This window comes from Gillisia sp. Hel_I_86, from assembly GCF_007827275.1.
GTDB lineage: Bacteria > Bacteroidota > Bacteroidia > Flavobacteriales > Flavobacteriaceae > Gillisia.
The window spans coordinates 424,670-438,836 of sequence record NZ_VISE01000001.1; the positions used below are offsets into that span (position 1 = coordinate 424,670).

Genomic DNA, 14,167 nt, shown 5'->3' on the forward strand with positions numbered 1-14,167 from the left:
GAAAATCCTGTTTTTAAGGTTGAGCACTTTCATGCTCAACCTATAATAACAGTATATTATTCTTCTAATCTAATATCCAATCCCAATCCTTTCAATTCGTGCATTAACACGTTGAAAGATTCAGGTAGTCCCGGCTCTGGCATAGGCTCTCCTTTTACGATTGCCTCGTAAGTTTTAGCCCTACCAATTACATCATCCGATTTTACGGTCAAGATCTCACGCAAGGTTGCAGAAGCTCCATAAGCCTCCAATGCCCAAACTTCCATCTCTCCAAAACGTTGACCTCCAAATTGCGCTTTACCACCTAATGGTTGTTGCGTAATAAGAGAGTATGGCCCTATAGAACGTGCGTGCATCTTATCATCGATCATATGTCCTAATTTCAACATATAAATAATTCCTACAGTTGCAGCTTGATCGAATCTATCTCCAGTTCCACCATCATAAAGATATGTATGACCAAATCTTGGTACACCGGCTTCATCTGTTAATTCATTGATCTGATCTAGTGTAGCACCATCAAAAATTGGGGTAGCATATTTTCTACCTAATTTTTGTCCTGCCCATCCCAACACGGTCTCATAAATTTGACCAATGTTCATACGGGAAGGTACCCCAAGTGGGTTCAATACGATATCTACAGGAGTTCCATCTTCCAAGAAAGGCATATCTTCCTGACGAACGATACGTGCAACAATACCTTTGTTACCGTGACGACCCGCCATTTTATCCCCAACCTTCAGTTTTCTCTTCTTAGCAACATAAATTTTTGCTAATTTGATAATTCCCGCAGGTAATTCATCTCCAACAGAGATTGTGAATTTTTCTCTTCTTAAGTTTCCTTGAAGATCATTTTCCTTGATCTTGTAGTTGTGAAGTAAATCTGCAACCAGTTTGTTCAAGTGATCATCTGTAGTCCACGTTCCTTGGGTAAGGTGCGTATAATCGTCTACGGCATTTAACATTTTAAGGGTGTATTTCTTGCCTTTTGGCATTACTTCTTCCCCTAAATCGTTTATTACTCCTTGTGCAGTTTTACCCCCAACAATCGTAAACAACTTCTCGATCAATTCAGCTTTAAGAACATTGAATTTCGCATCATAGTTTTTCTCTAACGTAGACACATCTTCTTTATCCTGAACTCTCTTACGCTTATCTTTTACAGCTCTTGCGAAAAGTTTCTTGTTAATTACAACCCCTCTTAACGATGGGTGCGCTTTTAACGAAGCATCTTTTACATCTCCTGCTTTGTCCCCAAAGATCGCACGCAATAATTTCTCTTCCGGAGTTGGATCGCTTTCTCCTTTTGGAGTGATCTTTCCTATAAGGATATCACCAGGCTTCACTTCAGCTCCAATTCTAATCATACCGTTTTCATCCAAGTCCTTAGTGGCTTCTTCAGAAACGTTTGGAATATCATTGGTTAGTTCTTCGTTACCTAATTTGGTATCTCTAACTTCCAATGAATATTCATCTATATGAATAGAGGTAAATACATCTTCTCTTACAACTCTTTCAGAAATTACAATTGCATCCTCAAAGTTATATCCTTTCCAAGGCATAAAGGCAACCTTCATGTTTCTACCCAAAGCCAGTTCCCCAGCTTCTGTAGCATATCCTTGACAAAGTACCTGACCTTTATAAACCCTATCCCCAACATTTACAATTGGTCTTAAGTTAATAGAAGTACCTTGGTTCGTTTTTCTAAACTTGATAAGGTTGTAAGTTTTAGAATCACTTTCAAAACTCACCATTCTGTCTTCCTCTGAACGGTCGTACTTAATGGTGATTTTTTCAGCATCTACATACTCAACCTCTCCATCTCCTTCAGCATTTATCAATACACGGGAATCTGTAGCTACTTGTCTTTCCAAACCAGTACCAACAATAGGGGATTCTGCCCTTAACAATGGAACCGCCTGACGCATCATGTTAGATCCCATCAATGCCCTATTGGCATCATCATGTTCCAAAAATGGAATCAATGAAGCTGAAATCGAAGAAATTTGGTTTGGTGCAACATCTATATAGTGGATCTCTTTTGGATCTACTACCGGGAAGTCACCTTCCATACGTGCAATAACCTTATCTGTATTAATAGTACCATCATCTTTTAAAGGAATGTTGGCCTGTGCAATCTTTTTGTTCTCTTCTTCTTCCGCACTTAAATAAATAGGTTCTTCAGAAAAATTGATTTTAGCGTTCTCTACAGTTCTATAAGGAGTTTCAATGAACCCCATACCATTCACTTTTGCAAATACAGAAAGTGAAGAGATCAATCCAATGTTTGGTCCTTCAGGAGTTTCAATAGGACAAAGTCTTCCGTAGTGTGTATAGTGAACATCACGTACCTCAAACCCTGCTCTTTCCCTTGAAAGTCCACCTGGTCCTAATGCAGATAACCTACGTTTGTGGGTGATCTCTGCCAAAGGATTTGTTTGATCCATGAACTGGGACAACTGATTGGTTCCAAAGAATGAATTAATTACAGAAGACAAGGTCTTTGCATTAATTAAATCTATAGGAGTAAACACTTCATTATCACGAACGTTCATACGCTCACGAATAGTACGTGCCATACGTGCCAAACCAACACCAAACTGCTGGGAAAGTTGTTCTCCTACTGTTCTAACACGACGGTTGGATAAGTGATCGATATCATCTATCTCTGCTTTAGAGTTAATTAACTCTATTAAATATTTTACAATGGTGATAATATCTTCTTTGGTAAGCACTTGCTTATCCATTCCAATATCAAGACCAAGTTTTTTGTTCATTCTATAACGACCTACTTCCCCTAAAGAGTAACGTTGGTCTGAAAAGAACAATTTATCTATAATACCACGTGCAGTTTCCTCATCTGGCGGTTCCGCATTACGTAATTGACGGTAGATATGCTCAACAGCTTCTTTTTCAGAGTTTGTTGGATCTTTTTGCAATGTATTGTGAATAATTGCATAATCTCCAGTTGAGTTATCTTCCTTATGAAGCAAAATTGTCTTATTACCAGTCTCAAGAATTTCCTCGATATGGTCTTTATTCAATTCTGTATCACGGTCCAATACAATTTCATTTCGCTCGATAGATACAACTTCACCAGTATCTTCATCTACGAAATCTTCATACCATGTATTCAATACTCTGGCTGCCAACTTGCGACCAAGATATTTTTTAAGTCCTGTTTTAGAAACTTTTACTTCCTCTGCAAGGTCGAAGATCTCAAGGATATCCTTATCTCTTTCAAACCCAATTGCACGGAAAAGTGTAGTAACAGGTAATTTTTTCTTTCTATCGATATACGCGTACATCACGTTGTTGATATCGGTAGCAAATTCTATCCAAGAACCTTTAAAAGGAATAACCCGGGCAGAATATAATTTTGTTCCATTCGCATGGAAAGACTGTCCAAAGAAAACACCGGGTGAACGGTGCAACTGAGAAACAACTACCCGCTCTGCTCCATTAATACAAAATGTCCCACTAGGAGTCATATAAGGAATCGTACCCAAATATACATCCTGTACAATAGTTTCGAAATCTTCGTGTTCTGGATCTGTACAATATAATTTTAAGCGGGCCTTTAACGGCACGCTATAAGTCAAACCACGTTCTATACATTCCTGAATGGAATATCTTGGTGGATCCACAAAATAATCCAGGAATTCTAATACGAATTGATTGCGGGTATCTGTAATAGGAAAGTTTTCCAGGAAAGTGTTATAGAGACCTTCATCTCCTCTTTCTTCTGATTTTGTTTCTAATTGAAAGAAGTCCTGAAACGACTTAATTTGGACATCCAAAAAGTCTGGATAATCAGGCTTGTTCTTTACAGAAGAGAAATTCAATCTTTCAGTTTGCGTTGCTAACATCAATGGACGGAATTATAATTTATATAAAATATGTGTGCGTTATAAGGCGAAAAGCTTCATATACGCAAAAGGGTCTAGACCTTCGGGAGCTAGTCCCGAGGTCTAAACCTAAATATATTGCTTGTGCTAAGCTTATTTAAGCTCAACCTCGGCTCCTGCTTCTTCTAATTGTGCTTTTAATGCTTCAGCTTCATCTTTAGAAACTCCTTCTTTTACTGCTTTTGGAGCTCCATCTACTAATTCCTTAGCATCTTTAAGACCTAATCCAGTAAGTTCTTTTACTAATTTTACTACTGCTAATTTAGAACCACCTGGAGCTTTAAGAATCACATCGAATTCTGTTTGCTCATCGGCAGCATCATCACCACCACTAGCTGGACCAGCCATAGCTACAGCAGCAGCTGCAGGCTCGATACCATATTCATCTTTTAATATAGTAGCCAACTCATTTACTTCTTTTACTGTAAGGTTAACCAATTTTTCTGCGAAATCTTTCAAATCTGCCATTTTCTATCGTTTTAAAATGTTCTTTAATTTATAATTGTTAAAAAGTGCGTACGTGTTTATCCTTCTTTTTCAGAAAGGGTTTTAAGAATTCCGGCTAATTTACCACCACTTGATTTTAATGCTGAAATAACATTTTTAGCAGGTGATTGTAATAATCCGATGATATCCCCAATAACTTCTTCTTTAGACTTGATGTTAACCAAGGTCTCTAGGTAGTCATCACCAACATAAATAGCTTCTTCTATAAAGGCGCCTTTAAGTAAAGGTGTTTGAGATTTTTTTCTGAATTCCTTAATTACTTTCGCCGGAGCATTTCCAGTATCCGAAAGCATAATAGAAGTATTACCTTTTAAAACTGAAGGAAGTTCACCGAATTCTTTATCGGAAGCTTCCATAGCTTTAGCAAGCAAGGTATTTTTAACTACTGCAAGTTGTACGTTTGCTTTGTAACAAGCACGACGTAAATTTGAAGTACTCAAGGCGTTTAAACCTGAAATATCTGCAAGGTAAATAATAGAATTATTTGATAACTGCGCAGTTAAATCTTCAATTACCAATGATTTTTCTTCTCTTGTCATAATCTATAATATTATTGCTCAGTGAACCTTTTCGTATCAATCTCAACACTTGGGCTCATTGTAGAAGAAATGTATATACTCTTAATATATATACCCTTCGAAGCCACTGGTTTTAATTTAACCAACGTAGTTAATAATTCTCTTGCGTTTCCAGCAATTTTATCAGCATCAAAAGATGCTTTCCCAATACCTGCGTGTACTATCCCGAATTTATCAACTTTAAAGTCGATCTTACCAGCTTTTACATCAGAAACTGCTTTTGCAACATCCATTGTTACGGTACCGGTTTTTGGGTTGGGCATTAATCCTCTTGGTCCTAAAATCCTACCTAAAGGCCCTAATTTTCCCATTACACTTGGCATGGTGATAATCACATCAACATCTGTCCAACCACCTTTAATCTTATCAAGGTATTCATCCAAACCAACGTAATCTGCTCCGGCTTCTTTAGCTTCAGCTTCCTTGTCTGGGGTTACCAATGCCAATACCTTTACATCTTTACCTGTACCATGTGGAAGAGTTACAACCCCTCTCACCATTTGATTTGCTTTACGTGGATCTACGTTCAAACGAACTGCTAAATCTACTGAAGGATCAAAATTTGCGTTGGTAATTTCTTTTATCAAAACCGAAGCTTCTGCAACCGAATACTGTTTCCCGTTTTCGATTTTAGATTGAGCCTCTTTTTGCTTTTTAGTTACTTTTGCCATTTTTAATATCTATTTTGGATTAAAACGGCGCTTGCCCTTTTACAGTTACACCCATAGAACGAGCAGTTCCTGCAATCATCTTCATAGCCGATTCTATTGTAAATGCATTTAAATCCTGCATTTTATCTTCAGCAATTGCCCTTACTTGATCCCAAGATACACTAGCAATCTTTTTACGATTAGGTTCACCCGATCCTTTTTTTGATTTTGCCGCTTCTAATATCTGCACAGCAGCTGGTGGAGTTTTAATTACGAAATCGAAAGACTTGTCTTTGAATACTGTAATCACTACAGGTAATACTTTACCTGCTTTATCTTGGGTCCTAGCATTAAATTGCTTACAAAACTCCATGATGTTAACTCCGGCAGCACCTAAAGCAGGTCCAACTGGTGGTGATGGGTTAGCAGCACCTCCGCGAACTTGTAGCTTAACAACTTTACTTATTTCTTTTGCCATTATTATTGTTTTTAGATGATAGTTTTAGAGTGGAAGCTTTAAAAACTATCAAAAATATATGTAACAGTAATTCTTTATACCTTTTCTACTTGCATATAACTTAGTTCCAATGGAGTTTTTCTTCCGAAAATCTTCACCATTACCTCAAGTTTACGCTTCTCTTCATTGATCTTCTCTACAGTTCCATTAAAACCGTTAAAAGGACCATCTATTACTTTTATGGTTTCGCCAATAGTAAAAGGTATTGCAACATTATCTGCTTTTACAGATAATTCGTCCACTTTACCTAACATTCTATTTACCTCAGCTTTTCTAAGTGGCACAGGATCCCCTCCTTTTGTTTCACCTAAAAAACCTATTACGCCATTAATTGTTTTAATGATGTGCGGAATTTCTCCTCCAAGGTTGGCCAATACCATTATATATCCAGGAAAGTAAACACGTTCTTTAGAGACTTTTTTACCATTTCTAATTTGAATCACTTTCTCTGTAGGAACAAGCACTTCACCAATAAAATCTTCTAAACCGTGATGGGAAATCTCTCTTTCAATATATTCCTTAACCTTATTTTCCTGACCACTTACGGCGCGAACCACGTACCATTTTTTATCCTTTACCTCTGCCATAGCCTTAAATTTTAAGATTTAATCCATTCAAAATATTGTTCAATAGCCGAACTGAACACGGTATCTACACCCCAGATAGCTAAAGAAAAAATAATTGAAAAAACAGCTACAACTACTGTTAGTCTTTGAGCTTCTGCCCAAGTTGGCCATGTAACGTGATTTCTCAATTCGTTATAAGACTCTGAAATATAATTGACGATTCCTGCCATGGTTTTACCTATTTACACAAATCCAAATTTCAGTATTTTAAAAAACCTCCATCTTAATATTGTGACTTTATATTTTGAATAACAGCACCCAAACCGGTACTCTTAGTTAGCATGCACGGGTTGAGAGACTCGAACTCACGACACCTGGTTTTGGAGACCAGTGCTCTACCAACTGAGCTAAACCCGTAAATATAAGTTTAGGTATCCTAACTAAAAAGCAGGATACCTATATACTTATGTATGATTCTTAGTCTAAGATCTCAGTAACCTGACCAGCACCAACAGTCCTACCACCTTCACGAATTGCAAAACGCAATCCTACGTTCATCGCGATAGATTGTAACAACTCAACATGAATAGTTAAGTTATCTCCAGGCATAACCATTTCTACACCTTCAGGTAAGTTGATAGTACCAGTAACATCAGTAGTACGTACATAAAACTGAGGACGGTAGTTATTGTGGAATGGAGTATGACGTCCACCTTCTTCTTTTTTCAAGATATAAACCTCTGCTTTAAACTTGGCGTGAGGAGTTACAGATCCCGGCTTAACGATTACCATTCCTCTAGAGATCATTGATTTCTCAATACCTCTTAATAGGATACCTGCATTATCTCCAGCTTCACCCCTGTTAAGGATTTGACGGAACATTTCGATACCAGTGATAGTAGATGTCAATTTTTGAGCACCCATACCAATGATCTCTACAGGATCTCCTGTATTAGCGATTCCAGTTTCAATTCTACCAGTTGCAACAGTTCCACGACCAGTAATAGAGAATACATCCTCGATAGGCATCAAGAAAGGCTTCTCAACATCACGAACAGGAAGCTCTATCCAAGTATCTACAGCTTCCATTAATTCTAGAACCGTATTCACCCATTTCTCTTCACCGTTAAGTGCTCCTAAAGCAGAACCAGCTATAACAGGTCCATTATCACCATCGTATTCGTAAAAAGAAAGCAAATCCCTTACTTCCATTTCAACCAATTCCAATAGTTCATCATCATCAACCATATCCACTTTGTTCATGAATACAACGATTCTAGGAATACCAACCTGGCGTCCTAAAAGGATGTGCTCACGAGTTTGTGGCATTGGACCATCTGTAGCCGCAACCACCAAGATAGCACCATCCATTTGAGCAGCACCGGTAACCATGTTCTTTACATAATCGGCGTGACCAGGACAATCTACGTGTGCGTAGTGACGCTCCTTAGTAGAGTATTCTACGTGTGAAGAGTTAATTGTAATACCTCTTTCTTTTTCCTCTGGAGCGTTGTCAATCTGATCAAAAGACATAGCTGCTGAAAATCCAGCATCAGCCATTACTTTAGTAATCGCTGCAGTTAAGGTAGTTTTTCCGTGATCTACGTGTCCTATCGTACCTATGTTTAAGTGCGGTTTGGAACGATCAAAAGTTTCCTTTGCCATAATTAATGATTATTTATTCTTAGTTATATATTAGTGTTCAATTTTATACAAAATAAAGAGCCAACGACGAGAATTGAACTCGTGACCTCTTCCTTACCAAGGAAACGCTCTACCCCTGAGCTACGTCGGCAAAAAAGGCTATCCCCTACAAGGCTATGCCTGTTGGAGATAAAGAACAGTTTTAAAAACCGTTGTTGTCCTTAGAGTTAGTAGTCACGCAATTGCTCGACAACTTTTTCTTAGAGCGAAAGACCGGGTTTCCTTCGATTCGCTTTAAAAGCTCCCTCTGGACAGGCTTCTCACCCATTTTCTGCGTCCAACAAAATTCAAATTCACATTGAATAACGTTTCTTTCAGAAAACTTAGAGCGAAAGACCGGGTTCGAACCGGCGACATTCAGCTTGGAAGGCTGACGCTCTACCAACTGAGCTACTTTCGCAATTATCTTTATTCAAAGTTCTGAATTCTAAATTCAAAATTTTGAATTGGTATTGTGGGGAGAGCAGTCCCGATGCTTCGGGAGAACCTGCGAAGGAACTCTTTCAGCTTTACGCTCAAATTGTGGGGAGAGCAGGATTCGAACCTGCGAAGACGTAGTCAGCAGATTTACAGTCTGCCCTCGTTGGCCGCTTGAGTATCTCCCCAATATTACCTTTTCAGTATTTCACAGAACCATCGAAATCTAAACTTAAATGGCTTACTTTTTTGGAGGTGCAAATTTAATTAAAATTAACCCTTAAACCAAAACATTCTATAGAATTTTCTGAAATAAAATAAAACCAAGGTTTTACTAAGTCCAGAATAAATCATTTATCCCTAAAAATAAGATGTTACGAACATGTAAAACATCTTTTTATTTCGTGATTTCAATTTTTCAAAGAGCCGATGGAGGGACTTCCTTCGACTACGCTCAGGATAAACTTCTCGCCCCGATCAACTTTTGTCCCTTTTCAAAACTCAGTTAATTTCCTGATATATTTTCAACTTTAAAAAGAGCCGATGGAGGGACTCGAACCCACGACCTGCTGATTACAAATCAGCTGCTCTAGCCAGCTGAGCTACATCGGCATTTTTATACTTTTAAAGCATAAAAAAGTCCGCTATTTCTAACGGACTGCAAATGTATACATTTTATTTATTTCACAAAAAGAATTCTATAAAAAATTTGCTAAACGTGAGCACTCATTTTTTCTTTCCTTTTTACTAGTTGACGTTGCAATGCGCTAACCGCTTCATCTACACACTCTTCGAATTTTTTGCTCTTCTTTTTTACAATAACATCCCCACCCGGGATGCTTAATAATATTTCTGTGATCTTGTTTTCTTTTTCACTTGTTTTCTGAACTTTTAAAAACACATCGGCATAAATAATCTTATCGTAGAAGTGTTCTAATTTATCTAATCTGTTTTGAATGAAATCGATTAATTTCTGATCTGCATTAAAATTTACTGATTGCACATTTACTTTCATCTCCTATATAATTTAATTAAACAATAATTTCGCTATCATTCCTTGTTTTCACGAGGATGGGAATTCCTATACACTTTGCTTAATTCTGCAATATTGCTATGGGTATAGACTTGTGTTGACGCTAAACTGGAATGACCCAACAACTCTTTGACAGAGTTTAAATTTGCACCGTGACTCAACAAATGCGTGGCGAAGGAATGCCTTAATATATGCGGACTCTTTTTCACCTTGTTGGATGCCTCACTAAAGTAATTATTTATAATCCTATAAACAAGGGTTTCATATATTTTATCGCCTTTTTCTGTTAGAAATAATTCAGTCCTGTTATCAGAAATAATAGTTTTCCTGAAACCTAGATACACGTTAAGATGCCTGCTTAATTCTGGCAATAGTGGGACATATCGCTCTTTGTTCCTTTTGCCCAAAACTTTAACTAACCCATTGTCTAGATCCAAATCCTGTAATTTTAATCCTACAAGCTCTGAACGCCGAACGCCAGTAGCATAAAACATAGTGACTATAGTGAGGTCGCGAGAAGTTTTAAATGAATTGGGTTCGATGGCCGAGATCACATTGGTTATTTCTACTTCAGAGAAGGGAATTTGAACGCTCTTCTTGGTCTTGAGCGCCTTATGACTAGCCAATGGAGTTGCAACTAGCTGATTTGTTTTGACCAAATATTTATAATAGGCTTTTAAGGAAGCTATTTTGCGGTTAACACTTCTATTAGTAATCCCGGAATTCACAAGGCTTACTACCCAGTTTCTAATTTGAGGATAGTTTACATGGATCAAATCTTCTTGACCGAACTCCTTATAAATAAACCTTCCAAATGAACGAAGGTCCATCTCATATGCCTTCACCGTATGTGGGGAATATTTTTTCTCTAACTGAAGGTATTCTAAGAAGTGGGATATAGGCATAAAAAAACTGTTGGTAAACAAAGTTATTAAACTTTGACTTACTAGCAGTTTAGATTTTATAAAAGAAATAGAACTCCCTATTTAGCCGACCAAATAGAATAGCTTTTTGGTGGAACTTGAATTTTCACCCATCCATCCCCTTGTGTATACGGTTCCCAATTAGAATTCCCGGTATAATCTTTTATCAAAGTATTATTCCACCCGGTAGACACCCAGCGTTCCAACCAAGAATTACTGTTGTTTATATAGACAATTAATCCAGGTGCTCCATTTCTTTTGGCAATATACTCATCTGTATCTGAATATAAAATTGTGGTAGAGCCTCCAGCTTTATTATTATGAATCCAAACTAAATTATTCAGCTTATCCTTATCCAAGTATTCCTCATAATCCTGATAAAAGAGCGTTGGATACCCTTCATGCGTTAGAATATAGGCATAGGCCAAGAGTTTTCCATTATAAATTTCATCGGTATCGTGATTGGTAACGAAAGTTACAGCCCTTGTAGGGCTGCGCTTCCATAGCATATCTCCAGTTTCCAATATTGAAAGATCATTACCTTCAAAGGCATCACGCATTCTATAATAACAAGCAAAATCGAAAGCAGACGAGTTGGCAGAATTAGCCCACCCTTCCAGTGTAGCTGCATTACCATCCCAATATTCACCAACAGAAAACCCTCCAACTGCACTAATCCAATTATTAACTACCCAAGGTTCAAATCCTTTTACATAATCGAATCTCCAACCATCAAAACCCATTACATCCTTATAATATTTAGCTACTGAATTAGGATTATTCCATAACCAGTCCTGAACATATGTTTTATCATGACACAAATCTGCAAAGCCTCCAAACGCGCCAGAATCATTTCCATGAAAATCATTCGGATGAAAATCGTATTGAGTTCTGTTAAATAATCCGGAAGCAGGAGTATAATTTGTATAAGTTTCTGTTCCAGTAAATATGTTACTCTCTAAATCCCCACCACTATTATGATTAATAACGATATCTGCAATAACACTTATATTATTTGCGTGTGCAGTAGATATTAAAGACTGTAATTCTGTTTTGGATCCAAATCGGGTTTCCGTGGAGCCCATTTGGTTGTAATTTCCAAAATCATAGTAATCAAATGGATCATAACCCATAGAAAATGGACCATTTTGGGCTTTTGATACTGGAGGGAGCCAAATAGCATCTATTCCGGCGCTGCTCCAAGCTGGTATTTTATTTGACACTGTCCCCCACCAAATTCCACCTGCAGGAACATCCCAATAGAAAGCTTGCATCATAACTTTAGATCCAATCGCCGCCTTAGTATCTAATTGAGGTTCAGGCGTGAATTTAACACCAATTTCTTCAGAGGTTGTGGCAGAAGTTGGAGGTTCCAAAATTTGATCTCGTTCACAACTAGTAAAAATTAGTAGATAAGCAAAAAATACGAATACATTTAAATTTTTCATAATAATAAGGGTTTTATGCCCTTCAAATTATATAAAAAAGAATAAAATCCTTAAATATTACCAAAATTCTTAATTGCGAAAACGTTATAGTGTTGAAAACTTTTGAAATTATTGGGAAATCAAGCGGCTAACCAACCCCTTTTATCTGTTTTTTTTTGAAATAAACCTCTTAGAATTAACACTCTAACTAAAATCCTATCACTTGGGATATAGGCATAAAAAAACTGTTGGTAAACAAAGTTATAAAACTTTGACTCACCAACAGTAGTTTATCTTGGATACCCTTTAACGGGCTCGATTTAGTTTTCTATTCAATAGCAAAGAATACTCATAGAAAGCTAGATTATAAAAGGGAAAAGCCCTAAATCAAACCTCTAGATCTCTTCTTTATCTCTTAAGTTCTGAATATATTGAGCTTTTTGCAACTGGGCTCTGTTCACAACAGAAGGCTTAGAAAATGCTTGCCTGCTTCTTAGCTGACGCATTGTTCCTGTTCTATCAAATTTACGTTTGAAACGCTTTAGCGCTCTATCGATATTCTCTCCGTCTTTAACTGGTATAATTAACATAGTATCACCTCCTTTCGTTAGAAATTAAAGCGCAAAGATAATTGATTTCATTAACCTCGCAACCTTTATTTTAATAATTTTATTTCTTTTATAGGTTCAAGGTTCCAGAAATTTTGAATTTTGAATTATCTAGCAGCTGGTTTATATTCTTTTTTATCGATGACCATTTTGGCAATAATTTCCCTTAAAATTTCAGAAGTTCCTCCTCCAATGGGTCCTAACCTGCTATCCCTAAACAACCTTGCCATGGGATATTCTTCCATATAGCCATAACCTCCCAATAATTGTAAGCAATCATAAATCACCTTATCTGCCATTTTTGTGGAAAGAAGTTTAGACATACTTGCTTCTTTAACAACATAAACACCATCTATCATTCTCTTAACGATAGAGTAATTAAATTCCTTGCACATTTCCACCTCACTTGCCATTTCTGCAACGTTGTGCCTTAACGCCTGGAATTTATCTATTGTTTTTCCAAAGGCCATTCTTTCGCCCATATAATTAATAGCATAATCCAAAGCAAACTCTGCCCGCGCATGTGCGTTCACTCCCATTATCAATCTTTCAAAAGCGAAATGTTGCATAATATAACTGAAGCCTTTGTCTTCATCTCCCATTAAATTTGCTGCCGGGATCTCCACATTATCAAAAGCGATCTCCGCTGTATCTGAAGCTCTCCAACCCAGCTTATCCAACTTGGTTGCAGATATTCCTGGAGCATCCCTATCTATAAGGAAAATACTCATTCCTTTCCCACCTTTATCTGGGCTTGTCTTTGCTGCTACAATTAAATAGTCTGAATAAATTCCGTTTGTAATAAAGGTCTTAGAACCATTGATCACATAGTTGTCGCCTTTCTTTACAGCAGTTGTCCTCATTGCTGCAACGTCAGATCCTCCAAAAGGTTCTGTAATGCAGAGGCAACCAATTTTTTCTCCGGTGATACTGGGAGCCAAATAATTCTTTTTAATTTCCTCACTACCCTCAACATTCAAATGAGTCATTGCCAAATAAGAATGGGCCCACATCGAGGCAGCAAAACCTCCAGAATTAATTTTTTGCAATTCTTCCAAAAAAATTACCGTATAGAAAAGGTCCAGATCCAAGCCTCCGTATTTTTCTGGATAGGTCAGTCCAAAATATCCCATCTCCCCAAACTTTTCCCATATAAAACGTTCTATGGTTCCGGTTTTTTCCCATTTTTCTATGTGCGGGACAACTTCTTTTTGCAAAAAATCTTGGAAACTCTTTCTAAAAAGTTCATGTTCCTCTGTAAAATACATGCTATTCATAAAGTATAATCTTATAATATTAGGGTAGATATAAACTAAAGATCAGGTAAAA

The 14,167-nt window shown here is 37.2% G+C and carries 13 protein-coding genes and 5 tRNA genes; all 18 read right to left on the bottom strand.

Annotated elements, in window-relative coordinates:
• Positions 1 to 56: 56 nt before the first annotated feature.
• Positions 57 to 3,869 carry a DNA-directed RNA polymerase subunit beta gene (gene rpoB / locus JM83_RS01845; RefSeq protein WP_144958828.1) on the bottom strand — a complete coding sequence of 1,271 codons (3,813 nt, stop codon included), beginning with the start codon at positions 3,867 to 3,869 and terminating at the stop codon, positions 57 to 59.
• Positions 3,870 to 4,001: 132 nt separating this feature from the next.
• The gene (gene rplL, locus JM83_RS01850; protein WP_144958830.1) at positions 4,002 to 4,376 is read right to left on the bottom strand and encodes a 50S ribosomal protein L7/L12; all 375 of its coding nucleotides are present in this window, start codon (positions 4,374 to 4,376) and stop codon (positions 4,002 to 4,004) included.
• Between the two features lie 56 nt (positions 4,377 to 4,432).
• Positions 4,433 to 4,954: a 50S ribosomal protein L10 gene (gene rplJ, locus JM83_RS01855; RefSeq protein WP_144958832.1), complete on the bottom strand. Its 522-nt coding sequence runs from the start codon at positions 4,952 to 4,954 to the stop codon at positions 4,433 to 4,435.
• Positions 4,955 to 4,965: 11 nt separating this feature from the next.
• The gene (gene rplA, locus JM83_RS01860; RefSeq protein ID WP_144958834.1) at positions 4,966 to 5,664 is read right to left on the bottom strand and encodes a 50S ribosomal protein L1; all 699 of its coding nucleotides are present in this window, start codon (positions 5,662 to 5,664) and stop codon (positions 4,966 to 4,968) included.
• Positions 5,665 to 5,683: 19 nt separating this feature from the next.
• Entirely contained in the window at positions 5,684 to 6,121 is a 438-nt protein-coding gene (gene rplK / locus JM83_RS01865) for a 50S ribosomal protein L11 (RefSeq protein ID WP_144958836.1), read from the bottom strand.
• A 74-nt stretch (positions 6,122 to 6,195) separates the two neighbouring features.
• Positions 6,196 to 6,747, bottom strand: coding sequence for a transcription termination/antitermination protein NusG (gene nusG, locus JM83_RS01870; RefSeq protein WP_144958838.1), 552 nt, complete (start codon positions 6,745 to 6,747; stop codon positions 6,196 to 6,198).
• A gap of 11 nt (positions 6,748 to 6,758) precedes the next feature.
• A complete protein-coding gene (secE, locus tag JM83_RS01875; RefSeq protein ID WP_010229569.1) occupies positions 6,759 to 6,956 on the bottom strand; it encodes a preprotein translocase subunit SecE in 198 nt (65 codons plus the stop codon).
• Between the two features lie 114 nt (positions 6,957 to 7,070).
• Positions 7,071 to 7,143 (bottom strand) — tRNA-Trp (locus tag JM83_RS01880).
• A 60-nt stretch (positions 7,144 to 7,203) separates the two neighbouring features.
• Positions 7,204 to 8,391, bottom strand: a complete 1,188-nt coding sequence (tuf, locus tag JM83_RS01885) for an elongation factor Tu (protein ID WP_144958840.1) — start codon at positions 8,389 to 8,391, stop codon at positions 7,204 to 7,206.
• Between the two features lie 58 nt (positions 8,392 to 8,449).
• Positions 8,450 to 8,521: transfer RNA gene (locus JM83_RS01890), tRNA-Thr, on the bottom strand.
• 236 nt (positions 8,522 to 8,757) lie between these two features.
• A tRNA-Gly gene (locus JM83_RS01895) sits at positions 8,758 to 8,830 on the bottom strand.
• A gap of 123 nt (positions 8,831 to 8,953) precedes the next feature.
• Positions 8,954 to 9,035: transfer RNA gene (locus JM83_RS01900), tRNA-Tyr, on the bottom strand.
• 350 nt (positions 9,036 to 9,385) lie between these two features.
• A tRNA-Thr gene (locus JM83_RS01905) sits at positions 9,386 to 9,459 on the bottom strand.
• A 100-nt stretch (positions 9,460 to 9,559) separates the two neighbouring features.
• Positions 9,560 to 9,862 carry a ribosome hibernation-promoting factor, HPF/YfiA family gene (gene hpf / locus JM83_RS01910; protein ID WP_144958843.1) on the bottom strand — a complete coding sequence of 101 codons (303 nt, stop codon included), beginning with the start codon at positions 9,860 to 9,862 and terminating at the stop codon, positions 9,560 to 9,562.
• A 35-nt stretch (positions 9,863 to 9,897) separates the two neighbouring features.
• On the bottom strand, positions 9,898 to 10,785 hold the full coding sequence (locus JM83_RS01915) for a tyrosine-type recombinase/integrase (protein ID WP_144958845.1): 888 nt from the start codon (positions 10,783 to 10,785) through the stop codon (positions 9,898 to 9,900).
• 77 nt (positions 10,786 to 10,862) lie between these two features.
• Positions 10,863 to 12,251 (bottom strand): alpha-amylase, encoded by a 1,389-nt coding sequence (locus JM83_RS01920; protein WP_144958848.1) that lies wholly within the window; start codon positions 12,249 to 12,251, stop codon positions 10,863 to 10,865.
• Positions 12,252 to 12,625: 374 nt separating this feature from the next.
• Positions 12,626 to 12,820, bottom strand: a complete 195-nt coding sequence (rpsU, locus tag JM83_RS01925) for a 30S ribosomal protein S21 (RefSeq protein ID WP_010229578.1) — start codon at positions 12,818 to 12,820, stop codon at positions 12,626 to 12,628.
• Positions 12,821 to 12,945: 125 nt separating this feature from the next.
• The gene (locus tag JM83_RS01930; protein WP_144958850.1) at positions 12,946 to 14,115 is read right to left on the bottom strand and encodes an acyl-CoA dehydrogenase family protein; all 1,170 of its coding nucleotides are present in this window, start codon (positions 14,113 to 14,115) and stop codon (positions 12,946 to 12,948) included.
• Positions 14,116 to 14,167: the final 52 nt, after the last annotated feature.